The 25285-nt window shown below is 37.6% G+C and carries 26 protein-coding genes and 1 riboswitch; of the genes, 21 read left to right on the forward strand and 5 right to left on the reverse strand.

The genetic code is table 11. From position 1 onward, the window contains the following. The first annotated feature begins 115 nt into the window (after positions 1-115). Positions 116-266, forward strand: a riboswitch (molybdenum cofactor riboswitch). The 14 genes from moaA to modC all read left to right on the forward strand — a co-directional run bounded on the left by moaA (position 257) and on the right by modC (position 11585). Beyond that, on the forward strand, positions 257-1234 hold the full coding sequence (gene moaA, locus Q0794_RS02590) for a GTP 3',8-cyclase MoaA (protein WP_298939954.1): 978 nt from the start codon (positions 257-259) through the stop codon (positions 1232-1234). Its footprint overlaps the riboswitch before it by 10 nt. A gap of 167 nt (positions 1235-1401) precedes the next feature. After that, entirely contained in the window at positions 1402-1878 is a 477-nt protein-coding gene (gene napF, locus Q0794_RS02595) for a ferredoxin-type protein NapF (RefSeq protein WP_298939955.1), read from the forward strand. 71 nt (positions 1879-1949) lie between these two features. Next, a complete protein-coding gene (locus tag Q0794_RS02600; RefSeq protein WP_298939956.1) occupies positions 1950-2225 on the forward strand; it encodes a chaperone NapD in 276 nt (91 codons plus the stop codon). Continuing rightward, complete coding sequence (gene napA, locus Q0794_RS02605) at positions 2222-4717, forward strand: nitrate reductase catalytic subunit NapA (protein ID WP_298939957.1); 2496 nt, start codon at positions 2222-2224, stop codon at positions 4715-4717. Before Q0794_RS02600 ends, napA begins: the two co-directional genes overlap by 4 nt. Before the next feature lie 118 nt (positions 4718-4835). Beyond that, positions 4836-5303 carry a nitrate reductase cytochrome c-type subunit gene (locus tag Q0794_RS02610; RefSeq protein ID WP_298939958.1) on the forward strand — a complete coding sequence of 156 codons (468 nt, stop codon included), beginning with the start codon at positions 4836-4838 and terminating at the stop codon, positions 5301-5303. A gap of 15 nt (positions 5304-5318) precedes the next feature. Further along, a complete protein-coding gene (locus tag Q0794_RS02615) occupies positions 5319-5897 on the forward strand; it encodes a NapC/NirT family cytochrome c (protein WP_298939959.1) in 579 nt (192 codons plus the stop codon). Positions 5898-6207: 310 nt separating this feature from the next. After that, a complete protein-coding gene (locus Q0794_RS02620; RefSeq protein WP_298939960.1) occupies positions 6208-6873 on the forward strand; it encodes a molybdenum cofactor guanylyltransferase in 666 nt (221 codons plus the stop codon). Positions 6874-7007: 134 nt separating this feature from the next. Beyond that, positions 7008-7526: a molybdenum cofactor biosynthesis protein B gene (moaB, locus tag Q0794_RS02625; RefSeq protein ID WP_025563130.1), complete on the forward strand. Its 519-nt coding sequence runs from the start codon at positions 7008-7010 to the stop codon at positions 7524-7526. Then, a complete protein-coding gene (gene moaC / locus Q0794_RS02630; RefSeq protein ID WP_025563129.1) occupies positions 7526-8008 on the forward strand; it encodes a cyclic pyranopterin monophosphate synthase MoaC in 483 nt (160 codons plus the stop codon). Before moaB ends, moaC begins: the two co-directional genes overlap by 1 nt. Before the next feature lie 9 nt (positions 8009-8017). Next, entirely contained in the window at positions 8018-8266 is a 249-nt protein-coding gene (locus Q0794_RS02635) for a MoaD/ThiS family protein (RefSeq protein WP_298939961.1), read from the forward strand. Continuing rightward, positions 8267-8719, forward strand: a complete 453-nt coding sequence (gene moaE, locus Q0794_RS02640; RefSeq protein WP_298939962.1) for a molybdopterin synthase catalytic subunit MoaE — start codon at positions 8267-8269, stop codon at positions 8717-8719. It abuts the gene before it with no gap. Between the two features lie 388 nt (positions 8720-9107). Further along, positions 9108-9827, forward strand: a complete 720-nt coding sequence (modA, locus tag Q0794_RS02645; protein ID WP_298939963.1) for a molybdate ABC transporter substrate-binding protein — start codon at positions 9108-9110, stop codon at positions 9825-9827. Beyond that, positions 9827-10513: a molybdate ABC transporter permease subunit gene (modB, locus tag Q0794_RS02650; protein WP_298939965.1), complete on the forward strand. Its 687-nt coding sequence runs from the start codon at positions 9827-9829 to the stop codon at positions 10511-10513. Before modA ends, modB begins: the two co-directional genes overlap by 1 nt. Then, a complete protein-coding gene (gene modC / locus Q0794_RS02655; RefSeq protein ID WP_298939966.1) occupies positions 10506-11585 on the forward strand; it encodes a molybdenum ABC transporter ATP-binding protein in 1080 nt (359 codons plus the stop codon). Before modB ends, modC begins: the two co-directional genes overlap by 8 nt. 73 nt (positions 11586-11658) lie before the next feature. Here modC and Q0794_RS02660 read toward each other — a convergent pair whose 3' ends face one another. Together Q0794_RS02660 and Q0794_RS02665 are read right to left on the reverse strand one after the other, a co-directional pair. Further along, entirely contained in the window at positions 11659-12537 is an 879-nt protein-coding gene (locus tag Q0794_RS02660; RefSeq protein WP_298939967.1) for a U32 family peptidase, read from the reverse strand. Between the two features lie 36 nt (positions 12538-12573). After that, complete coding sequence (locus tag Q0794_RS02665) at positions 12574-13587, reverse strand: peptidase U32 family protein (RefSeq protein ID WP_298939968.1); 1014 nt, start codon at positions 13585-13587, stop codon at positions 12574-12576. Positions 13588-13802: 215 nt separating this feature from the next. Between Q0794_RS02665 and Q0794_RS02670 the strand changes: the two genes are divergently transcribed. Both Q0794_RS02670 and Q0794_RS02675 read left to right on the forward strand, forming a co-directional pair. Next, positions 13803-14345, forward strand: a complete 543-nt coding sequence (locus Q0794_RS02670) for an SCP2 sterol-binding domain-containing protein (protein WP_298939969.1) — start codon at positions 13803-13805, stop codon at positions 14343-14345. A gap of 96 nt (positions 14346-14441) precedes the next feature. Beyond that, positions 14442-14744, forward strand: a complete 303-nt coding sequence (locus Q0794_RS02675) for a YkgJ family cysteine cluster protein (RefSeq protein ID WP_037048107.1) — start codon at positions 14442-14444, stop codon at positions 14742-14744. Between the two features lie 267 nt (positions 14745-15011). Here Q0794_RS02675 and epd read toward each other — a convergent pair whose 3' ends face one another. Next, positions 15012-16031 (reverse strand): erythrose-4-phosphate dehydrogenase, encoded by a 1020-nt coding sequence (gene epd, locus Q0794_RS02680; RefSeq protein ID WP_298939970.1) that lies wholly within the window; start codon positions 16029-16031, stop codon positions 15012-15014. Between the two features lie 504 nt (positions 16032-16535). Between epd and Q0794_RS02685 the strand changes: the two genes are divergently transcribed. After that, positions 16536-18116, forward strand: coding sequence for a BCCT family transporter (locus Q0794_RS02685; RefSeq protein WP_025563117.1), 1581 nt, complete (start codon positions 16536-16538; stop codon positions 18114-18116). Between the two features lie 662 nt (positions 18117-18778). Here Q0794_RS02685 and Q0794_RS02690 read toward each other — a convergent pair. Together Q0794_RS02690 and Q0794_RS02695 are read right to left on the reverse strand one after the other, a co-directional pair. Next, entirely contained in the window at positions 18779-19495 is a 717-nt protein-coding gene (locus Q0794_RS02690; protein WP_298939971.1) for a 3'-5' exonuclease, read from the reverse strand. A gap of 9 nt (positions 19496-19504) precedes the next feature. Further along, positions 19505-21382, reverse strand: a complete 1878-nt coding sequence (locus Q0794_RS02695) for a DUF294 nucleotidyltransferase-like domain-containing protein (RefSeq protein WP_298939972.1) — start codon at positions 21380-21382, stop codon at positions 19505-19507. Positions 21383-21735: 353 nt separating this feature from the next. Between Q0794_RS02695 and Q0794_RS02700 the strand changes: the two genes are divergently transcribed. The 4 genes from Q0794_RS02700 (at position 21736) to Q0794_RS02715 (ending at position 25257) form a co-directional block, all read left to right on the forward strand. After that, positions 21736-22461, forward strand: coding sequence for a CDP-alcohol phosphatidyltransferase family protein (locus Q0794_RS02700; RefSeq protein ID WP_298939973.1), 726 nt, complete (start codon positions 21736-21738; stop codon positions 22459-22461). Continuing rightward, positions 22454-23386, forward strand: a complete 933-nt coding sequence (locus Q0794_RS02705) for a phosphatidate cytidylyltransferase (protein ID WP_298939974.1) — start codon at positions 22454-22456, stop codon at positions 23384-23386. Before Q0794_RS02700 ends, Q0794_RS02705 begins: the two co-directional genes overlap by 8 nt. A gap of 71 nt (positions 23387-23457) precedes the next feature. After that, the gene (locus Q0794_RS02710; protein ID WP_298939975.1) at positions 23458-24114 is read left to right on the forward strand and encodes a lysophospholipid acyltransferase family protein; all 657 of its coding nucleotides are present in this window, start codon (positions 23458-23460) and stop codon (positions 24112-24114) included. Between the two features lie 201 nt (positions 24115-24315). Then, complete coding sequence (locus tag Q0794_RS02715) at positions 24316-25257, forward strand: LysR family transcriptional regulator (RefSeq protein ID WP_298939976.1); 942 nt, start codon at positions 24316-24318, stop codon at positions 25255-25257. Positions 25258-25285 lie beyond the last annotated feature (28 nt).

The raw sequence follows: 25285 nt of genomic DNA on the forward strand, positions 1-25285 counted from the left end.
AATAGAAAGTGAATGAAATAGTAGATTAATCTTCATACATAGTTAAGACATAGTTAAAAATTGTAGGTAACATGTTGATCGAGTTTCCGTTATTAAAGGAGGCTTACGTCATTTATATTTAATTTAGCTCCGAGCTCATATCGCTAACTTTAACATATTTTTTTAAATATGCGATATAAGCCGCTTAACTGATAAATGGTTAAGAAGGGTAAACTTAGAAATGGGTTTGCCTCCCGTGTTTGGAAAGGAACTGACCATGCAACTAATTGATAAGTATCATCGAAAGTTTGAATACTTACGTTTGTCGATTACCGATGAATGTAATTTCAAATGTAATTATTGTTTACCTGATGGCTACCAGCGTACTCATCAAAAGCAATTTTTATCTCAAAATGAAATCAAAAATCTAATTGATGCTTTTGCAGAATTAGGCACTAGTAAAGTTAGAATTACAGGAGGGGAGCCTAGCTTACGCAAAGACTTCCCGAATATTATCGAACAGATAGCCGATACTGACGGTATTAAAAAAGTAGTAACGACGACTAACGGATTTAATTTAAGTAAACATGCTGAAGATTGGTTTGAAGCAGGTTTAAGTGCAATTAACGTGAGTATAGATAGTTTAGATGCCAATACTTTTAACCTAATTACGGGAAAAAATATCTTTCACAAGGTAATGGAAGGTGTTGAAGCCTGTATTGCTGCTGGTTTTGAACAAGTCAAAGTGAACAGTGTATTAATGAAAGGGTTGAATGATAACGACCTCAGTACATTTTTAACTTGGATTCAAAAACAACCAATACAGCTTAGGTTTATTGAGTTAATGCAGACTGATGATAATGCCGAGTTTTTTAATCGATATCATCTATCTGGTCAAAGTATTAAAGATGTCTTGCTAAGCCAACAATGGGTTCAAAAAACGCGATATGCTAACGATGGTCCAGCGGAAGTTTTTTCCCATCCTGATTATTTAGGAGAGATCGGTTTAATCATGCCTTACAGTAAAGATTTCTGTGATAATTGTAATCGATTACGTGTTTCTGCTGTTGGACGTTTACACCTTTGTTTATTTGGTGAAGATGGTGTTGATCTTCGTCATTTGTTACAAAATAGTGCTGATAAAAACGAATTAAAATCGACAATTTTAGCTGCTTTAAAAGAAAAGAAATCCTCACACTTTCTCGATTTAGGCTTAACTGGTGGCACTCCTCACTTAGCATCTATTGGCGGTTAGTTACTCATTTGTTTATAATTTCTCCGCTTTTGCGGAGAATGTCTAAATAGCTCATAAATTCAGTTGATCCAAATCAAGCAACATTCAATCTATCTCACTTCTTAAAATAGTTCTGCTACAGTTACACTTATCTTATTTTACATTAAATTAACATATATTTTATACCTATGGTTGATATACAAAAACGCAATTTATTTCGCCGAAAATCAGACCTCATTATTAATAATTTAATGCCGTGGATTGATGACCAACAGCAATTTTTTGATAGCTGTACTCAATGCGAAAGCTGCGTAACAAGTTGCCCTGAAAATATTATCCTAAAAGGCGATGGTGGTTTCCCTGTGATTGATTTTTCATTGGGAGAGTGCACCTTTTGTGGCAAATGTGCTGAAAGTTGTCAGGAGGATATTTTTACACCAATAACAGAGCAAGCTTGGCATAAAAAAGCCGTGATCAGCGATGCCTGTTTAGCACTTGAAAATGTGTATTGCAGAAGTTGTGGGGAAAGTTGTCCTGAGGAAGCGTTACATTTTCAAATTGGCATTAATGCGGTTCCAGAAATTGATTTAGAAAAATGTAATGGTTGCGGCGCATGCTTTTCACCTTGCCCAACAAGTGCCATTAATATTGAACAAAGTAAATGATGCAGTTAAATGATGAGAATAGACACAGTAAGTCAAGTCAGAGAAGGGTGGAGAGTTAATGAGGAAAGTAAATGAGAACAGATGAATTGCATATATCAAGCTTAATTGTTCATGTTAAGCCTGAAAATATATCAAACCTTACAACTTGCATTGAAGCGTCACAACAAGCGGAATTGGTTACGGTCACTGAAAAAGGTAAAGCCATTGTAGTAATAGAAGCTGCAAACCAACGAGAAATAATGAAGTGTATTGACAATATTAACGACATAGACGGCGTTGTACATACCAGTCTTGTTTACCATGAGTTTGAACAATCTACGCAAAATAACAGCGAGGAAGCACAATGAATTTTACCAGACGTGATTTTATGAAAGCACAAGCAGTAGCTGCAGCCGCAACGGCTGCGGGTATTGCATTACCTGTCTCTGCAAGCAATCTTATTGCTAGCAAAGATGCCACTAAAATTAAATGGGATAAAGCGCCATGTCGCTTTTGTGGTACAGGTTGTGGTGTGTTAGTTGGAACACAAAATGGCAAAGTAGTTGCTACACAGGGTGATCCTGAAGCGCCTGTTAATAAAGGGCTTAACTGTGTAAAAGGCTATTTTCTTTCTAAAATAATGTACGGTAAAGATCGCTTAACAACGCCGTTATTACGTATGACAAATGGGGTTTATGATAAAGAAGGTGAGTTTGAGCCTATCTCTTGGGATGCCGCCTTTGACATCATGGCTGATAAATTTAAAGCCGCTCTGAAAAAAACAGGACCCACCTCTGTAGGAATGTTTGGTTCGGGTCAATGGACAGTGATGGAAGGCTATGCCGCGAGTAAATTAATGAAAGCGGGTTTTCGTAGTAATAACCTAGATCCTAACGCACGTCACTGTATGGCTTCAGCTGTCGGTGGTTTTATGCGTACTTTTGGTATTGATGAACCAATGGGTTGTTATGATGATCTTGAAAATGCAGATGCCTTTGTATTATGGGGATCAAACATGGCAGAGATGCATCCTATTTTATGGTCGCGTTTAACTGATCGTCGTTTAAGCAGTCCTGATGTGAGTGTGCATGTATTATCAACCTATACGCATCGTTCTTTTGAGCTTGCCGATAACGGAATGATTTTCACACCTCAAACTGATTTAGCGATATTAAACTTTATCGCCAATTACATTATTCAAAATGATGCGGTTGATAAAGACTTTGTCAATAAACACATTAATTTCCGTAAAGGTACGACTGATATTGGTTATGGCTTACGTCCTACTAATCCTTTACAAGCGGCAGCTAAAAACCCTGATTCAGGTGCTTCAACGCCAATGTCATTTGAAGAGTTTGCTGACTATGTTTCTGAATTTGATGTTGAGTATGCAGAAAGAATGTCAGGCGTACCGGCTGATAAATTAATTCGACTTGCCAAAATATACGCCGATCCAAAAATCAAAGTAACATCATACTGGACCATGGGCTTTAACCAACATACTCGTGGCGTATGGGCTAATAATTTAATGTACAACGTGCATTTATTAACAGGCAAGATATCAAAACCAGGTTCAGGTCCGTTCTCTTTAACGGGTCAACCATCTGCTTGTGGTACTGCTCGTGAAGTGGGCACGTTCTCACATCGTTTACCTGCAGACTTAGTCGTTAACAACCCTAAGCATCGTGCTATCGCTGAAAAGCTATGGAAGTTACCTGAAGGCACTATTCCTGCTAAACCTGGATATCATGCGGTGTTACAAAATCGTATGTTAAAAGATGGCAAATTGAATGCTTACTGGGTGATGTGTAATAACAATGTGCAAGCGGCTGCTAATATTAATGAAGAAGTTATTCCGGGTTACAGAAATCCAGATAATTTTATTGTGGTATCAGACCCTTATCCTACCGTTACTGCGCAACTAGGTGATCTTATTTTGCCGACGGCAATGTGGGTAGAAAAAGAGGGGGCTTATGGTAATGCTGAACGCCGTACTCAAGCTTGGCATCAACAAGTTAAAGCGCCAGAAGGTGCACAGTCTGATTTATGGCAAATGATGGAGTTTGCTAAACGATTCAAGATTGAAGAAGTTTGGAGCGAAGATTTGATCGCTAAAATGCCAGAAGTTAAAGGCAAAACCATGTACGACGTACTGTATCGAAATGGCAATGTTGATGCATTTAGCTTAGATGAAATCAAAGATGATCAACTAAATGATGATGCGCGTCATTTTGGCTTTTACGTTCATAAAGGTTTATTCGAAGAGTATGCAAGTTTTGGTCGTGGTCATGGTCATGATCTCGCACCTTATGATAGATATCATGAAGAACGTGGCTTACGTTGGCCTGTGGTGAACGGTAAAGAAACACAATGGCGTTTCAGAGAAGGTTCTGACCCTTATGTAGAAAAAGGAACTGGTTACCAGTTTTATGGGCATGCAGATAAAAAAGCGGTTATTTTTGCTTTACCTTACGAGCCACCTGCAGAGTCTCCAGATGAAGAATATGACTTATGGTTAAGCACTGGACGTGTACTTGAGCATTGGCATTCAGGCTCGATGACAAGACGTGTGCCTGAATTGTATAAAGCATTTCCAGATGCAGTGGTATTTATGCATCCTGATGATGCACAACAACGTGGCTTACGTCGCGGGGATCAAATTGTGATGGCGTCAAGACGCGGTGAGCTAACGTCTCGTGTTGAAACGCGTGGTCGTAACCGTCCGCCTAAAGGCTTAGTGTTTATGCCTTGGTTTGATGCAAAGCAGTTAGTCAATAAGATAACGCTGGATGCAACTGATCCATTGTCAAAACAAACTGACTATAAAAAATGTGCCGTTAAAATCACTAAAAAAGCCTAATTAAATGCGGTATTTATAATGCCGCTTAATTATATGATTGAGCACTTATTTAAATTTAGCGCACTTTGTTACAACGGATAACTTATTCATATCAGTTGTAACAAAATGGAGAAAGAGTATGAAAAAAATATTAACAGCGATCTTCACTGCCTCTGTCATCGCATTTTCTTCGCCTGCTGTGTTTAGCACAGAAGAAGTTGTTTTAACTAATAATGGTGGCGTACCCTCATTACGTAGTTTAGTTGAAGTTTCAGATGTGAATAAAGCAGAAGCCTTAAAGAAAGTACCACGTGAGCAACACTTGATTGACCGAAATTATGTGCAACAGCCGCCTTTAATTCCTCACTCTATACGAGGTTATCAGGTGAATTTAAACGCGAATAAATGTTTGTCATGCCATAGCTTTAAAAATGCCGGTGCGATGGGTGCAACGAAAGTAAGCGTCACGCACTTTATTACACGTGAAGGTACCACATTGTCAGATGTGTCGCCTCGTCGTTACTTCTGCTTACAGTGTCACGTAACGCAGGCAGATGCTAAGCCGTTAGTAGATAATACATTTATCCCGGTTGATTCATTACGCTAAGCAGGAGCACAAAATATGCTTAAACTATTAAAGCGTTTATGGGTGATCATGAAGTCACCTTCGACAGCCTCGTTTGGCTTTATCCTGGTCATTGGTTTTCTAGGAGGCATCATCTTTTGGGGCGGATTTAATACTGGCATGGAGGCGACTAATACAGAAGCCTTTTGTTCAGGTTGTCATGCACCTATCGTAAAAGAAATTCGTGAAACCATTCACTATTCTAATCGTTCAGGAGTACGTGCTATTTGTTCTGATTGTCATGTGCCACATAAATGGACTGATAAAATTGTACGTAAAGTGCAAGCTTCTAAAGAGTTGTTCGCATTTGCAATAGGGACAATCGATACTGATGAGAAATTTAAAGCTCGTCGTGCTCATTTAGCTAACCGTGAATGGCAGCGAATGAAAGAAAATAATTCACAAGAATGTCGTAACTGTCATCAATTTGAATATATGGATTTCAGTGAACAAGGTAAACGCAGTGTAAGCCAACATTCAACAGCGCTTGCCTCTGGCGATAAAACCTGTGTTGACTGCCATAAAGGCATTGCACATCAATTACCTGATATGAAAGGTATTGAAGGCTGGCAGTAATATGTAACACTCTATTTGGCAATTGAGTAAGGAGTAAATTAAATGTTTATTACTCTCAAAACAATGATTTGCTCAGCTTAAATAAATAGTTGAACAGATCAGCAACGTAGTTGTTACAATGGTTTAGATGCTAAAATTGGTGTTCTAATCAATAAAAAGGGGCTTATAGCTCCTTTTTTGTTTATGGTATAAAGCGAGTTAAACGATGTACAACGTTGATTAAGCTATTTAAGTGAGTTAACTCATTTTCATCGTTGTCAAAAGGGCATTTTAATGTTCCAGTTTAATAACGATACCGAGTGGGTATAGTTTGATTTTTAGTATGGAAGTGCATGAAAGTGTACGGAAATCATTAGGTGTTGATGTGAGAATTGCAGGTGTTGTTTTAGCGGGTGGACAGTCATTACGAATGGGGCGAGATAAAGCGACGCTAACTATTGAACAACAAACTTTATTGGAACGAAGCGTTGACCTATTACATCGCGTTGGGTTCGACGATTGCTTTGTAAGTGGACAATATGAAGGCTTTGATTGTATTGCTGATCAACAAACTGACTTAGGCCCAATTGCAGGCATTGCGGCATGTGCTAAGCAGCTTGATCGTGATTATGACGCAGTGTTTATTATTCCTGTCGACATGCCGTTATTAGCTGAACAAGACTGCCGTTATTTACTACAGTATTTTCTTACATTAAACACAACAAATACTGAGTTATCCCTCTCGCAGGGTGTCTACTATCAGAAAACAACCTTTCCGATGTTGCTCACATTAAACCAAGCGTTGCTAGATTATTTAGCTGACGTTGTTACGACCACCAATAAAAAACACCGTTCTTTGTATCGTCTACTTGAATCCCTTGATATAAAAGGGTTTAATCAAAAAGAAGAAGACGCATTTCGATTTGAAAATACGAATACTCCGGAACAATGGCAACACTGCTTAACCCTATTACGGGCGATGCAACAAACAACCTAATCAAAGCCATACCCAATTAAGCAAAGCAATACTAAATAAAGCAATACCAAATAAAGAAAAGTGATACTAAATAAGTACAAAAAGAATTAAACAATATAATCGTGTATTTTAGAATGAGATCAACAAGGATTAATATGAGTCATTTATCAAGCCAAGAATTTACTGCTGCAAAAATTGCAGTGTTAACAGTTTCCGACACGCGTAATGAAACGACTGACACATCAGGTGGGTATTTAGTTGAAGCGTTAACGACGGCAGGTCACCAACTAGTCGATAAGACAATTGTCATTGATGACCCGTATAAAATCCGCGCAATTGTGTCACAGTGGATTGCAGATGAGAAAATTGAAGTTGTGTTAATCACAGGTGGAACTGGTTTTACAGCCCGTGATACAACGCCTGAAGCAGTATCAGTATTATTTGATAAACAAGTCGAAGGGTTTGGTGAGTTATTCCGCGCTGTTTCTTATCAGGAAATTGGATCTTCAACGATCCAAAGTCGTGCATTAGCGGGTTTTGCTAACAATACCGTTATTTTTTGTATGCCTGGATCTACTGGTGCTTGTAAAACAGCTTGGACTAAAATAATTGAAGAGCAAATCAACGCTCAACATAAGCCATGCAACTTTATGCCGCACCTAGGAGCTAAATAATGTCTGCTACTTTTACCCATATTAACCAAGATGGCAAAGCTAATATGGTTGATGTCACAGCAAAAGAAGTGACGGTCCGTCAAGCGATTGCTGAAGCCTATGTCGATATGTCCGCAGAAACCTTAGCGTTAATTGTTAATGGTCAACATCATAAAGGTGACGTATTTGCCACTGCTCGCATTGCAGGCATCATGGCCGCTAAAAAAACATCAGACATTATTCCATTATGCCATCCACTTGCCTTAACTAAAGTCGAAGTGAATATCACCGCAGAGCCTGAATACAATAGAGTACGTATTGAAAGTCTCTGTAAGTTATCGGGTAAAACAGGTGTTGAAATGGAAGCATTAACGGCTGCATCGGTCGCGGCATTAACTATTTATGATATGTGTAAAGCGATTCAAAAAGACATGGTTATTTCCGCTGTGAAGTTGTTAGAAAAAACAGGTGGAAAATCTGGCCACTTCAAAGCCGCAGAATAGGGTTGTTAAATGATTAAAGTACTTTTTTTTGCCAAGCTGAGCGAACAACTTGGTTGTCGAGAACTACAAGTCGATGCGACTGCCGTTGAAAATACTGATCAGCTATTTCAATATTTGATTGAACAAAAAGCTGAGTGGAGCTCTATTTTAACGTCACAGTTTTGTTTGAAAGCCGTTAATCAAGCGATGGTTAACAACAATGTGTTATTAAAAGACGGTGACGAAGTAGCTTATTTCCCACCGGTGACAGGCGGATAAATGATCAGTGTTCAAGAACAAGACTTTAATCAGCAAGAAGAATACGACCGCTTAAAATGTAAAACATCGGTCGGTGCCATTGTGACTTTTACAGGCTTAGTACGTGATATTAATAATGGTCAAAGTGTTAGCGATTTATCGTTAGAGCATTATCCTGGTATGACTGAAAAGTGCTTAATAGACATTGTTGCACAAGCAAAACAGCGTTGGAATATTATAGAATCAACGGTGATCCATCGTGTAGGGCACTTGGCTATTTCAGACCAAATTGTATTTGTTGGTATTGCCAGCCAACATCGAGGTGATGCGTTTTCTGCCTGTGAATTCATCATGGATTACTTAAAAACCCAAGCACCATTTTGGAAAAAAGAGACGATGTCCGATGGCCAAACTCAATGGGTAGATGCTCGCGAAGTTGACCAAGATGCGCTGTCTAAGTGGGCTGTTAAATAAAACAGTAAACTAATTCACGTGGTGATTTAGTTGCAATAATAGGCTTTTTATTAATCGGTGCACTATGTTGTTTTACTATATTGTTTTACTATATTGTTTTGCTATGTGGTGCCACTGTATGATGCTGCTTCGTTATATTGCTTAATGGCGCTTTTAAGTGGTTAATTCGTTTCATCGTAAAGTGATTTGGTTTTATTTTTCTAAGTTATTTTTTTAAGTGGCAGATTCAAGTTATGTTCGAATCAATTTTTGTATTCACTTTGTTACTGTATTCACTTTGTTACACCGCCCTCTATGCTTGATTGGTTCTAGTTTAAGGGATAGAGTTCTCCACCTCTGTATTTGAACCCTTTTTTTTTGAGCATCGTCATAAAGGTTATTAACATTAATGAATAAATATCTAAGCATTATTATTTTTATATTCACTGGTTTAGTGAGCTTGCAAAGTCATGCTGCTTTAAATGTTGCAGTCGCTAGTAACTTTAAATTATTAGCATTAGATATTGGACAACAATTTTCTGATAAATACGCTATCGAGGTTAATATCTCTAGCGCTTCAACAGGCACGTTGTACCAACAAATATTACGTGGCGCTCCTTTTGATCTATTTTTATCGGCGGATCAAAAGCATGTCGATCTATTAAAAGCAGAAAACAAAACAACACAACCAGACTTTATCTATGCACAGGGGCGCTTAGTATTTTGGCAACCCAATGCTTTAAGTAATCCTACAATAGATGATTTTATGGCTTACACAGGCCGGCTCGCCATCGCAAATCCTAAGTTTGCTCCTTATGGTATTGCCGCACAACAATCGCTTGAATTCACCAATAAGTGGCAATCCCTTGAATATATCCAAGGTAATAACATCAACCAAGCCTATCAATTTGTAGAATCTAAAAATGTTGTTGCAGGGTTAGTGTCGTACGCCGCAGTACTGCAAAAAAATCAACAGCATTATTTGTTAATTCCCACCGCATGGCATCAACCATTAATACAATCAGGTATCGTACTCAATGATAAGAAGTTAAAGGAAGCTAATTTGTTTCGAGACTTCTTACTGTCTAAGGAAGTACAACAACAGATTAAATCTCAGGGTTATAATTAATGCTAAGCGCTGGAGATTACCAAGCAATTTGGTTAACCCTTAAATTAGCGAGTTTGACTACGTTATTGCTGATGATCATTGCTCCTCCTTTGGCGTGGTGGTTAGCGCGCAGCCAAACAAAAATACGTCCGCTAATAGAGTCGCTTGTGGCCTTACCTTTAGTCTTACCTCCCACTGTTTTAGGCTTTTATTTATTAATCGCTTTTTCTCCAGAACATTTTTTAGGCGAATGGTGGTTGAGCTTTAACGATACTTCATTGGCATTTTCATTTACTGGTTTAGTAATTGCTTCAGTGATCTACTCATTACCCTTTGTTGTTCAGCCTTTGCAAAGCGCTTTTGTGCATTTAGACAAAAGCTATTTAGAAGTCAGTGCGACACTTGGTTATGGAAAGTATGAACGGTTATACAAAATAATATTTCCAATGTTATTACCTAGTTTTATTATTGCTGGTGCATTAGGTTTTGCACATACCATTGGCGAGTTTGGCGTGGTGTTGATGATTGGCGGTAATATTCCTGGGGAGACGCAAGTGTTATCTATTCTCTTATTTGATCATGTTGAATCTTTACAATACAGCGCTGCACATCAACTCTCTTTCATCTTATTAGCTTTTTCGACCTCTTTGCTAGTGGTGATATATGGATTCCTACAAAAGCGTCAACAGAGAGTGTTAAATGCTTAAATTTAATATTCAAAAATCCTTTAAAGGACAAGACAAGCACAGTAAAGATTTACACTTTAAAGGTGAAGTTGACTTATCCGGCGTGTGTACGATATTCGGTGATTCAGGCGCAGGTAAAACCACGTTATTACGTTGTTTAATAGGGTTAGAAAGCTGTACGGGTAATATTACCTTTCAAGGACAACAGTGGTTAGGATCTAATAGTAATAACAAGATCCATAAGTTAGCAGTGGAAGATCGGAACATCGGCGTTGTCTTTCAAGAACCCAGGTTGTTCCCGCATTTGAATGTGCAACAAAACTTGGAATTGGCAGTACGAAAAGCAAAAAACAGCACGTTTACCATTCACCATTTAGCAGAAAAATTAGGCTTTTCAGATCTTTTATCACACCAAACAACTCAGTTGTCTGGAGGACAAAAGCAACGAATTGCCATTGCTCGCGCGTTATTAACTAATCCTGCATTATTGGTAATGGATGAACCTCTTTCGTCGTTAGATGTGACCAGTAAACGACTACTATTGCCTTTTTTAAAGCAGGTAAGTGAACAAATTCCCATTCTTTATATTACTCATTCAGAGCATGAGCTGTTTTATCTTAGTAAACAGATGTTGTTGGTTAATAATGGCCAAGTTGAAGCTATTGGGGAACCACAGAAGCTATTTTTAGACAGTCATTTATCGTTGATAAAGTTTGCGCAACAAGGCTTAATTTTAACGGTATTAGTGAAAGAATATGATCAACAAGAAGCGTTGATTAAAGGGTGCTTAGACGGTCAAACATTGTATGTTTCTGCAGAACAAGCACCTACCACATCGCAAATACAAGTAAAAATAAACAGCCGTGATGTCATTATTGCACTTCAGCCTATTGAAGGGAGTTCGTTATTAAACTGCTTATCAGCGCAAATAGTCGACTTCTCTCAAGACAACCAAAAAGCAGTGGTCTTGACCTTACAAGTAGAATCACAATCAATCTATGCGTACATTACGCTACGTTCATTTAATAAACTTAACTTAGCGATTGGAAGTCATGTTTATGCTCATGTTAAAACCATGAGCATAATTAATTAATGTGTTAACTAATATATTAACTAATGTATTAGCGAATGTATTTACTGGTTAATCACCCTTAAAGTAAATCAACTTAACCTTGTAAAGAAAGGCCTGCAATTTGATGCCAATAACCATTACATTGTAAGTTATCGTGCTTAACGTATTGCTCTGCCCCTAATATCCTTTGTTTGAACTGATGTAATGTGGTTAAGCTATCCATAGAGCTTGGGCTAACGCGTGCGACATCAACGAGACCAGTCATACTTTCAATATCATTGAGTAAATTATAACAATAACCAGATTGAGTTTGTATGCCGTTCAGTACAAATACTTGTTGGCCTTCCTGAGTACTCGTCGCTCTTCCCTGTGGGTATTTGATACAACAAAGTTCGCAATCATCTTTGGCTTTATTTTCAGACCTTGCGGTAAAGCAACGTGCAGAATAAGCTAACGGTAAATGACCATGTGCAAAAACTTCTACTTCGAAATGACCTCTTATGCCTATTTTTTCTGCATCTGTTAATGCTTTTTGTAACCAGTCTCGAGAAAGTTCGACAGGCATTACCCAACGATGCATGCCTTTATTCACAAATAACTTAAGCGTATGAGCGTTATAACAATTGATGGCAGGGCCGCAAACAAAAGGCACTTTCTTTTCTGATAACAATTGAATGCCGCCAATATCATTGGCTTCTACGGACATCGCTCCATTTTCACAAAGTTGTTTTAATACTTTGATTTCTGATGGGGCTTCTAATAACGCCATGCTCGATAAGACAATCTCTTTGCCTTGGTGATTGAGCTCTTTAGCTAAATTTATCCAATCACGCGCTTTCAATTCACGGCGTTTGCTACAGACAGTTTCGCCTAAATAAATAATATCAGCATCGCTGCTCATGGCTTGTTGATAAAAGTCTTCGGTTGTTTGTTTTGGCCAATAATATAATAAAGGCCCTAATGATAATTTCATATTTAATCCTAACTTTGATGCGTTAAAATAGAGCGACTATTGCCAATCGCGATGATAAGCACCTAAGGTTGTTTGGCTACCTTCAGATACATTGGCTAAAACAGCATTCCAGTCAGCTTTTACTTTATAATCCGCTGGTGATTGCTTGTAGTTATCAATGGCCGCACGCCATACTTTAGTGATTTGCTCAACATAAGCTGGGCTGCGTTGACGACCTTCAATTTTGACTGATTTGACGTTGGCCATAAATAATTCAGGCAATATGGATAAGGTATTCAAACTGGTGGGTTCTTCAAGCGCGTGGTAAAGGATCTTCTCTTCATTATCAATGCTATCTACGGTAAATTTGCCTTTACATAAAGTAGGGTAGCCAGCCTTTTCGTTTGCTTGATAACGATCGATTAAAATATCATTGAGACGAGACTCCAGGCCTTTCTCTGTTTCTTGCCAACGAACATATTTAGCAGGAGAGCAAGCGCCAACTGTATTGGGTGACTCACCCGTAAAGTAAGACGACAAATAACAACGGCCTTCAGCCATAATACATAGGCTACCAAAAGCGAAGACTTCTAAGTCGATAGACGTATTACGCGCTAATTGCTTTACCTGATGAAGCGACAAAACCCGAGGCAATACCACACGTTTTACATTAAAGTTTTGTTGATAAAAATCGATAGCGGCAGTGTTTGTTGCTGAAGCCTGAACCGATAAATGTAATTCTAAATCAGGGTACTTGTTAGCCGCATAATCAAGTGTCGCAATATCGGCAATAATGGCGGCATTCGCTCCTAAATCTACACATTTATCAACGGCATTAAACCAACGCTTTTCTTCGCCTGGGTGAGCGAATGTATTAATGGCTACGTGTAAATGTTTATTGTGATCACGTACATATTGAGCGCCTTTTGCGAGTTTTTTATCGTTAAAGTTTAACCCTACAAAATGGCGTGCGTTAGTATCATCTTTTAACCCCACGTAGACAGCATCTGCACCACAATCAATGGCGGTCTTTAATGCGGGTAAACTACCTGCTGGACATAACAATTCCATACAATAACTCCATTTTTATTAATATCGTTATTGTAAAAAGTTATTTTAATTGTTTATTGATGTAGGGCATGCAACTTACATTCATCATGATATTTTCAAAAAATAAGCGTCAATAATAGAGCGTATGTTGATTTAAACTAAGTTGTGGTTTTTACGAGCGTTTATAATTTGTTTCTTATTTTTAAAAAATGATCATTGAAAGGAATATTATGCTGATGCCATTACGTAACAAACTATTACAAAAGCTGGTGGTCATTACACCTCAATTATTAGCGGTACCCAGTCAATTTATTCCATTTAGCGTGCAACAAAAATGTTTGCTCTCAATCATTAATCATATTTTTAAAGAAGCGATTGAAGACGATGATTTAGCTTTTTTAGAGGGAAAATGGTTGAAAGTGACGGTGACTGATTTGAAGTTAACGTGGTTCATCAGTTTTGATGACAATATTATCGTTAAAGATAAAGCGGAGCAGACCGATGTGTCATTCAGTGCGACGCTGAATGACCTTATTTTAGTTGCTGGCCGCAAAGAAGATCCTGATACGTTATTTTTTCAAAGACGTTTAAACATACAAGGCGATACAGAACTAGGTTTAGAAGTTAAAAATCTATTGGATAACATTGAGTTTGATCAGTTATCACCATTAATTGAAAAAATAATCGTGACCTTGTCTGGTTTGATTAAAACAGGTGTGTCGATACCAGCTTTGCCTGATACTAATCCAGATACTAATGTGCTTAACATTAAAATTTGAAAGTAAAAATAGACTGTTGATGACAACAAGGTATCTTTTAAAGGCTTAGCGCTATAGGCTTAGCACTTTACATTTTAATAACTACATTGTGGATGAATGACTGACTCTAACCCTATAGCAATAAAAGAAGTAAATAGCCCTGATTTAACCTGTGCTAAATGCAATGCTGCGTGCTGCCAATTAGAGGTCATGCTAATCACGGATACCGGTGTGCCTGATCAATATATCGAACATGATCAGTGGGGCGGTGAAACGATGAAACGTTTAGATGATGGATGGTGTATCTGTGTTGACCGAGATACAAAGCTCTGCACTATCTATGAAAACAGACCTTGGGTATGCCGAATATTCGAAATGGGCTCTTACGAATGTAGTGTTGAATTTGTGGCGGCTAAATAAAGGTGTTTTAAAAAGACGTTTATTGAATGGCTGAAATAATAAACTCATCACTATCAAGTATTTGACTGCAGAATAAAGCTTTCATGCTGAATAGAAGAATAGAAGAATAGAAGAATAGAAGAATAGAAGAATAGAGTGTTGAATAAGACTTAACCGTGTATTAATAACACTATCAATTTATGCAGTTTAGGATTTTACGATTATTAATCAACCCTAAGCTGCACCAACTTCATGACTTCACCAACGTCATAACGACCAATCTGAAACTTACTGCTCTGATAATTTCTTTAAGTGTAAGCAAGTATCTAATAAACGATTAGCAAAACCCCATTCATTATCACACCACACTAATAGTTTAACTAAGTTACCATCGCTCACACGTGTTTGAGTACCATCAATAATACAAGAGCGTGGGTCATGATTAAAATCCACTGACACTAATGGCGCTTCCGTGTAACCTAAAATACCTTTTAATTCGCCTTCTGCCATCTGTTTTAAGCATTGGTTTATATCAGCAATTGAAACGCTTTTATCAACGGTAATACTCAAATCCATGGCCGTGACATTAATGGTGGGTACACGTACGGCAATTGCTTCAAACTTATTAGCAAACTTAGGTAAAATTCGCTCTATACCTGCTGCTAGTTTTGTATCAACAGGGATAATTGATTGGCTAGCTGCTCGCGTTCTACGTAAGTCATGGTGATAAGAGTCAATGACGGGTTGGTCATTCATTGCCGAATGAATAGTGGTAATAGTGCCGCACTTAATACTGAAAGCGTCATCTAAAATAGCAATCACAGGAACAATACAATTGGTTGTACAAGATGCCCCTGAAATATATTGCTCTTTACCCGTTAATTGTTGGTGGTTAACACCATAAACAACCGTGGCATCAACATCTTGATCGGCTGGGTGTGAAAACACTACTTTCTTAGCACCCGCTAACAAATGTGCATCGGCATCCGCTTTTGAACCATAGATACCGGTACAATCAATAACGATATCAATGTCTAATGCTTTCCAAGGTAATTCATTAATGTCTTTAAACGCTAATAATTGAATAGGGTGCTGTTCAATTATCAGTAAGTCATGGCTTTGTGTGACTTCGAAAGGAAAGCGTCCATGTGTTGAATCATATTGAGTTAGGTGACAAATCGCCTCGGGTGTCGCTAATTCATTGATCGCGACTATATCGATTTGTGTTTGATGATGACCTTCAAATAGTGCTCGTACCACACTACGTCCAATACGCCCATAACCATTTATCGCAATTCGAAGTGCCATTAACATTCCACATAAAAAAGGTAAAAAAGCATTGTAATGCCAAAACCATTAATTATCTATCATTTCCCTTAGTGTTGAGAAGGTTGTTTGTATTAATAAGGAGGTCTAATTAAGCAACAAGAACAATGAGTTATCGTTATCTTTTTTAGTAATAAATTTTTTGATAAAACAGTTAAAGAAGCAGAAGGCCGTGTTAGCAGGTTCAAGACGTTTTTATGTTTAATATTTAAAGTCGATATCACCGTATACAAAATATTAGACAAGAGGTTAGACAAGAGAATAGATAAGAACAAATGAGAGAGTATATATGACAATCCATTGTCATTTTTATTACCTTCTAATGGCCAGTTTTAGACCAATTTCAGATAAATATGAGCTAATTGATAATGTACCGCTGAAATGTAACATTGATTTTGCTATTATGTTTCACCGACATATGTTTGTTATTATGCATTCGGTCAAATGGATTAATAATGAAGAGCGGTATGCTCTAAATGAGGATTAATGAGTTTAAATAAAGATAAGTACAGTATCGATAACACCGATTACACTGTCGGTCAGGATAATGTTCAAAAATGGGGATTTGATGTTCACAACCCTGTTTTTGGATTTAGTGCAGGTTTCATTGCACTGTTTTTAATTGCGATTATGTTAGTTGACCCTGAAGTTTCAAAAGCGGCATTAGACGGGTTAAAGTGGCAAATTATTGGTATGTTTGATGGGCTATTTATGTGGTCTGCTAATATATTTGTTGTTTTCTGTTTAGCCTTAGTGGTATCACCTTTTGGTAAAATTCGCCTTGGTGGTGATGATGCTAAAAGCGACTACTCAACCATGTCTTGGATAGCAATGTTATTTGCTGCCGGTATGGGTATTGGTCTTATGTTTTGGGGGGTTGCTGAACCTGTTGCATATTTCACTGGTTGGTATGAAACACCATTAAATGTCACACCTAATACACCAGAAGCGGCTAAGCTAGCGTTAGGCGCAACCATGTTCCATTGGGGTTTACACCCTTGGGCAATTTACGGTGTTGTTGCATTATCATTAGCTTTCTTTGCTTATAACAAAGGTTTACCGCTTTCAATGCGTTCTGTGTTCTATCCTATTTTAGGTGATCGCACATGGGGTTGGCCTGGTCATATTGTTGATATCTTTGCTGTTATCGCAACCTTGTTTGGTCTTGCAACGTCTTTAGGTTTAGGCGCTCAACAAGCTGCAAGTGGTTTTCATCATGTATTTGGTATTGATGATGGCTTATTAACGCAAATCATCATTATTGTCGTTGTCACACTATTAGCCGTTGTATCGGTTGTACGTGGTATTGATGGTGGTGTTAAAGTCATCAGTAACATTAATATGTTATTAGCGATTGTATTAATTGTTTTTGTTGCACTAGTCACAATGGCTGTTTCAATGGGCACTATTCCTACGACTGTAATGGGCTACATAGAAAACATTATCCCCCTAAGTAACCCGATTGGTCGTGAAGATGAAGCGTGGATGCACGGTTGGACTGTGTTCTATTGGGCTTGGTGGATTTCATGGTCTCCTTTCGTAGGTATGTTCATTGCACGTGTTTCACGTGGTCGTACGGTACGTGAATTCCTTATCGCTGTATTAATTATTCCAACGGTTGTCACCATTCTTTGGATGTCAGTGTTCGGTGGTGTAGCGATTGATCAAATCATTAATAACGTCGGTGAGTTAGGTGCAAACGGTTTAACTGAAGTACCGCTTGCTATGTTCCAAATGTTTGACCAATTACCATTTGGTAACATTCTTTCACTATTGGCTGTGGTCTTAGTATTGGTATTCTTTATTACCTCTTCTGACTCTGGTTCATTAGTTATCGACAGTATTACTGCTGGTGGTAAAGTTGATGCGCCTGTTCCACAACGTATTTTCTGGGCATTAATAGAAGGTGCTATCGCAATTGCATTGCTTTGGGTTGGCGGAACAAACGCGATTCAAGCACTACAAGCGGGCGCTATCTCAACGGCATTACCATTCACTATTATTCTGTTAATAATGTGTGTGAGCTTGTTGATGGGTATGCGTACTGAAAAACATAATAAAAGCTAGTTTGACTGCTACCAGTTTCACTATTATTAGTTTAATAGGTAGCTTTCATTATTAGTTTGCAACAATAGTTTGACTATTCGTTGTATTAAAGCGGAATCATTAAAAGTGATTCCGCTTTTTTTATGGGGTTTGTATTAGTAAGGCTGAGTTAATGGGATGTATAGAACACCCCAATACAGTATAAGCAAAGCGATACAACACCGCTATATCCATAGATTTCTACGTTAAATTATCTCTCATTAACCCGTTATTGCTTCAATAATTCGCCTCGAACTACGCAAAACTAACGGCACTGACTAGTAAAAATATAGCTCTATGATTTTAAATATAATGCCGCTTTCATTAACCAGAATTGGGGTTGGATATTAAACTTAATGGATATATTAAAGCTAATGCGATTGAAAATGGGATTATTTAAAAAAGTTCGATTAATAAAAAGGAGGGGGTAAATTCAATAGAGGGATTTAGTGCTACAAAGACATGAGGCTAAACGGTATTGCAACTGTGTGGCGTTTTATAGATGTGGTGTTTATAGAAGTTGCGTTTTATAGATATTGACTCTGGCTACACTTCTTCCAATCTATCTTTGATTCATTGGCTTTAAAGTATTACCTCATCGTCGCTCACGATAAGGAAATACTCATTTCAATGTTGTTTAAAGCTTATAACCAGATGTTTTTAATCGGCGTTTCAGGGCTGTAATAATAACTCACTTGTGCTTGTAATAACTCTGCAGTCGCAATCGCATCGGTTAATGCATCATGTGGTTGATAACCGGGTAAGTTATAACGCAGACGACTATTTCCTAAACGAATCGAACCTGGTCTTTTACCTTTCAGCCAATTAAAAAAGCCTTGTATTTGTTTATTCTGAATTTCAGCTTCAATTTGCATCGTATCAATCACTGGGAAAATAATCCCTTCATCAATCAAAGCGCGTAAGTTTAAATCTAAAAAATCACGTTCAATATTACGGTAATGTACCACTACAATTTTACCTGCTAACTCATCAAGTAACTGATTTAAAATACGTCTTAAATCAGGTGCACCTTTCAAGTCAGAATGAGTGATTCCGTGGATAATCACTGACTCCTCCTCAAGCTTATCTTGTGGATTAACGTACCATTTTTTTGCTTGGTTACAGAATATTCTGTTTAAGGTAAAAGGTACTAAACCAATACTAATAATACTATTTTGTTTAGGGTCTAAACCTGTCGTTTCAAAATCTAAAGCAACAAACTCTATCTCTTTTAACTGGGTGTCATCATGGTAAGTACCTGTCTTATAGAATGTTTTGAGCCGTGAATCTTTACAGTTTTGTGCCTGTAACTGTAAATAAGCATTCCAATTTAAGATTTTTTTATTAGTAAAATTATGCATCTATAAACCTTAAAATTTGTTTGCTGTGTAACGATATTTTAAAAAGTTCTGAGCATTACTTAATACTAAAAATGCATCCTTAAGATTACGCCTTTCAAGATCGGACATATTCTCTGGCTCAATATTATTATCAGGCTCAATGTCAGACTCAACATCCAATGACTGATGACGTAAACGAACTAAGGAGATTAACTCCATGGCATGCCTTAAATCAGCACCTTTAGATTTAGGTAATATCCCCGCTTCAATAATGTCTTCTAAACGGTCAAATGAGTTTTGAGATTGAGAGCCAATCGCTAACGCGTGAACTCGAATAAGATCCGCAAGTGGGGCGGTACCACGACGTTTTAGGTTAATAGAATTGTTATGTCGCCCATCATTTTCCATTACAAAGTCTTTAAAGAAACCTAATGGTGGCTTTCTATTAAGTGCATTACGCGCCATACAAGCAAGGAATCGATTGTTCTTTTTTGCTCGACGTAAAATGAAGGCATTAAGTTGTTCAGCCCATTTCACTCGGCCGTATACACCGGTTAAATCAAAGAAAATATTACAGTTTAATAATGCTTTAGGATTGGGGTTATCTATCCAGTCGGTAAAACAAGTTTCCCACTGCGTTTGCGTTTTACGATATTCTGGATTGGTCGCCATTATTTCGCCAGTACAATAAACATAACCACAGGCATCTAAGCCGTCACATACAAAGTGAGATAGCTTTTCAAAGTATTCGCCGTGTAACTTTTCATCGTAACTATTATCTAAAATCAGTCCATTATCTTGGTCTGTTACTAAGAGTTGCTCGTCACGTGCCATTGAACCCAATGCTAAAAAGCAATACGGAATAGGCGGTGGTCCAAACTGCTCTTCTGCTAATTCTAATAAACGCTGCTTAAAGCTACGTCCAATTTCAGACATCGCTCGTCCAACCATGTGTGAATTAGCGTCTTCATTAACCATTCGTACAAAACAATCTTTTAATTGAGCAGATAGTTGGGCGAGATCTTCAGTACTTTGTTGTTGAAAAATACTGCTTACAAATAACAAACTGTTTTGAGACTCATAACGAATAATGTCAGAGACTTCAATTAAGCCGATTGGGCGCTTATTTTTCATAATAGGTAAGTGATGTACGTTATGGCGTAACATGAGTAACATCGCTTCAAAAATGTAGGCATTATGATCTAATGACATTAATTCTGTAGACATCACCTCTGATACAGGCGTTTCAACACTTAAGCCAGAGGCAATTACTTTTGCACAAAGGTCATGCTCAGTAATTAAACCAACAAAACTGTAACCTTCTTGGTCATCAATACTCGGGTCTTTAATTAACGCGGCTGACTGGCTTTCTTCTGCCATTATTTTTGCAACAGATTGAATACTGCTATCGCTTTGTAAAATTAGCGGCTCTCTGGTTAATAAGGTTTTCACTTTCGAGGTAGTTAGTGCATTCGCATTATCACTTTTGCTTTTTACGGCTTGTTTTAAGCGAGTGCTATCTTCCGCTTCTACAAAATCAGCGAAGCTTTCAAAGCGATCACATAAGTCATAAAAAACAGAACCTGGAATACAATATAAGAGCGTATCTTTAGTCGTTTTAGCAGGAAAACGGACTTTATTATTGGTTAATAAGCCCATTTGACCAAAGAGTTTCCCTTGATCTAATCGGTTATAAAGATTGCCATTACGTCTATAAATTTCAACTACGCCACTGCGTATCATATACAGCTCATTAATATCATCTTTAAAGTCAATAATATTAGTTTCTGCACGGTAATAAGAAATTTCAACACTGCGTACAACATCAGCTAATGCTTCTTCGGGAAGTTGGTCAAAAGGGGCGTGTTGGCTGATAAAATCTTGAATTTCTAATAGTTCAACTTCCATGAGGAGCTCGATATATAGGTGGATAGATAATGATCTGATATTACACAACTTCTATTGACTATGTTAGTCGCGAGTTAATAAATACAGTCATTTTTTCAGCTGTTCAGTACATAATTTAATAGCAACAATATTATGTATAAAATCAATGTATTTGTTACTAGTATTTTACTCTCTAAATTTATAATCGTCTAAACAAAAGCTTAGATACCGTTAGCAAATAATTTAAAGTAACATGTCATGAAAATGTATAGTAATGATTAAAAAATCATTGCTAAGTAGTAATAGTGAAACAATCAACAATCAACAATAATAATTAAGTAAAACGTTACCAACCCGTTTTGTAAGGAAACAGAATGACTGACTCAGATGCTCGTCGCCCCTTAAAAGTTCGTGACTTAAAAATAATGAATCAAATCGCGATTGCTTTAAGTAAACGTAATATTTCACCTAACCAAATCTCAATTACCAGTGTCTTTTTTGCGCTTTTATCTGGCCTCTGTTTAATTGCTGTCGGTTCAGGCAGTAGCATTTGGTTAAGTTGGTTAGCCGCCATATTGGTTCAATGTCGATTATTATGTAACTTATTCGATGGAATGGTCGCGATGGAAGGGGGAAAATCAACGCCTTCAGGTGAGTTGTTTAATGATATTCCCGATAGAGTCGCTGACCCATTAATTTTGGTGTGTGCTGGTTATGCCATTGCTGTTTTTCCATGGGCAACAGAGTTAGGTTGGTTAGCTGGATTGTTAGCCGTAATGACGGCTTATGTACGCGTGCTGGCTACGTCAATGAATGCTCCGACTTTGTTTACCGGACCAATGGCAAAACAACATCGAATGGCAATCATGACTATCGCATTATTGTTAATGCCATTTGAAGCTCTTTTATTTGATACTCAAGTTTATGTTCTATTGATAGCATTGCTTAGTATTTGTATTGGTTGTGTGATCACGTTATTTAATCGCAGCCACGATGCTTACGAGTATTTAGAGTCTCCTCAATATAGTGAAAAAGGGATGACTGTCGAGCAAGAAACGAGTGAAACCATCAATCAAAGTAAGGAGAACGATAATGTTTAATATACCGTTACATTCTTTTTATATGATGTTGTTTGTGATTCTTTTATTAGTCGCAGGGTCTTTAATTCGATTACGTTTACAACGTAAAAATCCGTCTGTGGACTACACTGAGCTAAAACAGCGAATTCAATCTTGGTGGTGGATGATTGCCATTCTATTTGGAATTTTATTAGCGCCGACCACTATTTCAATTATATTTTTTGCATTATTGAGTTTCCTCGCATTAAAAGAATTTTTCTCAATAATGCCTACACGTCAAGCGGATAGACGCGTTATTCTTTGGGCTTATTTAGCAATACCCGCTCAATATTATTGGGTTGAGACGGCTTGGTATGGCATGTTTCTTATTTTTATCCCTATTTACGTCTTTCTATTTTTACCGATGCGAGCTGTTTTTATTGGTGAAACCAAAGGATTTATTCGTTCTTTAGGTACCATTCATTGGGCTGTGATGTTATCAGTACTGTGCATTAGTCATATTGCTTATCTGTTGCAACTGCCTGTTATTAATGAAGAAGCAGGAGCCTTAGGGCTTGTATTATTCTTGATTTTTATCACGCAGTTTAATGATGTATGCCAATATATTTGGGGGAAAACATTCGGTAAACATAAAATAATACCAAAAGTCAGTCCTAAAAAAACATGGGAAGGGTTTATTGGTGGGGTGGTTACCGTCACTATTATTTCAGGGTTACTCGCACCTTATTTAACCCCATTAACTATAACGCAAGGTTTTGTCGCGGGTGCGTTAATTGCAGTGAGTGGGTTTGTTGGCGACGTGGTTATTTCATCGGTTAAACGAGATTTAGCGATTAAGGATAGCGGAACCTTAATTCCAGGACATGGCGGATTATTAGACCGAATCGACAGTCTTATTTATACTGCGCCATTGTTTTTCCACTTTCTGTACTATTTATATTATTAATCGTAACCCCATAGCATCATTACAAAGCCTAATAGAATGATTAGGCTTAGCAGCATCAACAAGGACAGTTTATGAATCGTTGTTTAAAAATACTATTTTTTGCACTATTAGTTAAACCGATGGTGTTGTTGGGGTTAGGGTTAAATATCTTTTTCAAAGCAAGGTTACCTAAAGCAGGCCCTGCGATGGTTGTTGCAAATCATAATAGTCATTTAGATACCCTAGTATTAATGAGCCTGTATCCACTCAGTCAGATCCATAAAATACGACCTGTCGCTGCTGCTGATTATTTCTTATGTAATAAAGCCGTTGCTTGGTTCTCACTTAATATCATAGGCATCATTCCTATTCAGCGCAGCAATATTCGAGATAAAGAAGCGCTCTTTGCTGAGTGCCATAAAGCGCTGGATAATGGCAATATATTACTCATCTTTCCTGAGGGTTCTCGTGGAAAGCCTGAAGCGTTAAGCGCATTAAAACGAGGTATTCACCACATTATTAAACAACGTTCATCCCTAAAAGTAGTTCCAGTGATGATGCATGGACTTGGGCGAGCGTTACCTAAAGGTGAAAGGGTGTTTGTGCCTTTTAACTGTGATGTGGTGGTTGGTGAAGCGATTCCATTTGAAGAAGATGCAAAACACTATATTGATTCCGTTTCTCAGTCATTAAACCAATTATTGGCGTTATGCATGACGCGTCAATCCATTGTGCAGGATGAATATTAAAGACTTATTCATTATTAAAACAAAATTTATGAGCTCAAACATTAATAAGCGAAAAACGAAAACATAAATTCGAACCATAATATTAAAAATAATAAGCAACGTTATGATTGATAATGAGAACATTATTGTTAATTTTTAATAAACCGTGAAGTAGCGTTTTATTACTTGAATTCAAGCTATCAAAAGGGATATTACATGGGGATGTCGACTAGACTGGACCTTTTTATTGATGTTGTCATACAGGGCTCATTTGCAAAAGCAGCGGGAATACGCAACATTGATCGCTCAGCGTTATCAAAACAGATAAAAATATTAGAAGATGATTTAGGTGTACGCTTATTAAACCGTTCAACACGTGCTATCTCCTTGACTGATGCCGGTAAAGAAATCTATAAACAAGCGGAATTAGTAAGAGAACTATTAGCCAATACGCAACGAATAGCCGAGTCATACCATTCAACACCGAAAGGACTACTTAGAATAACCAGTTCAACATTGTTCGGGAAAATATATATTCAACCTGCTGTAAATTTGTTTATGGAAAAGTATCCCGATACACATATCAAATTGGTGCTCGAAGATAGACGAGTTGACATTATAGGCGAGAGTTTTGATATCGCATTTCGTATTGGTCCGCCGCGAGATTCAAGTTTAATTGCGCGTAAGATAGCAAATAGCAACTCTGCAATATTAGCTTCTGAAAGTTTTATTGAAAAATATGGTAACCCCGAAACCCCAGAAGAGTTGGCCAAATTACCTGCCATTATTTTTTCAAGTGGAGATAGTGTATTTAACAAACTCACCATATCTGAATCACCAGGTAGTGATGTTATGTGTACACACAATATATCAGGTCGACTTGAAGTGAATGAGGTCAGTGTTATTTTTAATGCATTAGAAGCAGGGTTAGGCTATTCACATCGAGGTTTATTTACGTTAGAAAAAAACATTAAAGAAATGGGCTTAGTACCATTACTCACTAATTATAAATTTCCAGAAACAAACTGGGGGATCTATGCTGTTTATCCACATCGTAATCAAACACCTTTAATCAAACTATTTATTGAAACCGTACAAGGGATTATAGGCACGCCACCTGTTTGGGATAGTTATGTAGATGGTTACGATAAGATGTATAAATAATATTAGAAATATCAATAAAATAGGTTAG

This window comes from uncultured Psychromonas sp. (assembly GCF_947489755.1).
In the GTDB taxonomy this organism is placed as follows: Bacteria; Pseudomonadota; Gammaproteobacteria; order Enterobacterales; family Psychromonadaceae; genus Psychromonas.

Coding starts and splice junctions, on each gene's coding strand:
- moaA (WP_298939954.1), top strand. CDS start 257: ATGCAACTAATTGATAAGTATCATCGAAAGTTTGAATACTTACGTTTG.
- napF (WP_298939955.1), top strand. CDS start 1,402: ATGGTTGATATACAAAAACGCAATTTATTTCGCCGAAAATCAGACCTC.
- Q0794_RS02600 (WP_298939956.1), top strand. CDS start 1,950: ATGAGAACAGATGAATTGCATATATCAAGCTTAATTGTTCATGTTAAG.
- napA (WP_298939957.1), top strand. CDS start 2,222: ATGAATTTTACCAGACGTGATTTTATGAAAGCACAAGCAGTAGCTGCA.
- Q0794_RS02610 (WP_298939958.1), top strand. CDS start 4,836: ATGAAAAAAATATTAACAGCGATCTTCACTGCCTCTGTCATCGCATTT.
- Q0794_RS02615 (WP_298939959.1), top strand. CDS start 5,319: ATGCTTAAACTATTAAAGCGTTTATGGGTGATCATGAAGTCACCTTCG.
- moaB (WP_025563130.1), top strand. CDS start 7,008: ATGAGTCATTTATCAAGCCAAGAATTTACTGCTGCAAAAATTGCAGTG.
- moaC (WP_025563129.1), top strand. CDS start 7,526: ATGTCTGCTACTTTTACCCATATTAACCAAGATGGCAAAGCTAATATG.
- Q0794_RS02635 (WP_298939961.1), top strand. CDS start 8,018: ATGATTAAAGTACTTTTTTTTGCCAAGCTGAGCGAACAACTTGGTTGT.
- moaE (WP_298939962.1), top strand. CDS start 8,267: ATGATCAGTGTTCAAGAACAAGACTTTAATCAGCAAGAAGAATACGAC.
- modA (WP_298939963.1), top strand. CDS start 9,108: ATGAATAAATATCTAAGCATTATTATTTTTATATTCACTGGTTTAGTG.
- modB (WP_298939965.1), top strand. CDS start 9,827: ATGCTAAGCGCTGGAGATTACCAAGCAATTTGGTTAACCCTTAAATTA.
- modC (WP_298939966.1), top strand. CDS start 10,506: ATGCTTAAATTTAATATTCAAAAATCCTTTAAAGGACAAGACAAGCAC.
- Q0794_RS02660 (WP_298939967.1), bottom strand. CDS start 12,537: ATGAAATTATCATTAGGGCCTTTATTATATTATTGGCCAAAACAAACA.
- Q0794_RS02665 (WP_298939968.1), bottom strand. CDS start 13,587: ATGGAATTGTTATGTCCAGCAGGTAGTTTACCCGCATTAAAGACCGCC.
- Q0794_RS02670 (WP_298939969.1), top strand. CDS start 13,803: ATGCCATTACGTAACAAACTATTACAAAAGCTGGTGGTCATTACACCT.
- Q0794_RS02675 (WP_037048107.1), top strand. CDS start 14,442: ATGACTGACTCTAACCCTATAGCAATAAAAGAAGTAAATAGCCCTGAT.
- epd (WP_298939970.1), bottom strand. CDS start 16,031: ATGGCACTTCGAATTGCGATAAATGGTTATGGGCGTATTGGACGTAGT.
- Q0794_RS02685 (WP_025563117.1), top strand. CDS start 16,536: ATGAGTTTAAATAAAGATAAGTACAGTATCGATAACACCGATTACACT.
- Q0794_RS02690 (WP_298939971.1), bottom strand. CDS start 19,495: ATGCATAATTTTACTAATAAAAAAATCTTAAATTGGAATGCTTATTTA.
- Q0794_RS02695 (WP_298939972.1), bottom strand. CDS start 21,382: ATGGAAGTTGAACTATTAGAAATTCAAGATTTTATCAGCCAACACGCC.
- Q0794_RS02700 (WP_298939973.1), top strand. CDS start 21,736: ATGACTGACTCAGATGCTCGTCGCCCCTTAAAAGTTCGTGACTTAAAA.
- Q0794_RS02705 (WP_298939974.1), top strand. CDS start 22,454: ATGTTTAATATACCGTTACATTCTTTTTATATGATGTTGTTTGTGATT.
- Q0794_RS02710 (WP_298939975.1), top strand. CDS start 23,458: ATGAATCGTTGTTTAAAAATACTATTTTTTGCACTATTAGTTAAACCG.
- Q0794_RS02715 (WP_298939976.1), top strand. CDS start 24,316: ATGTCGACTAGACTGGACCTTTTTATTGATGTTGTCATACAGGGCTCA.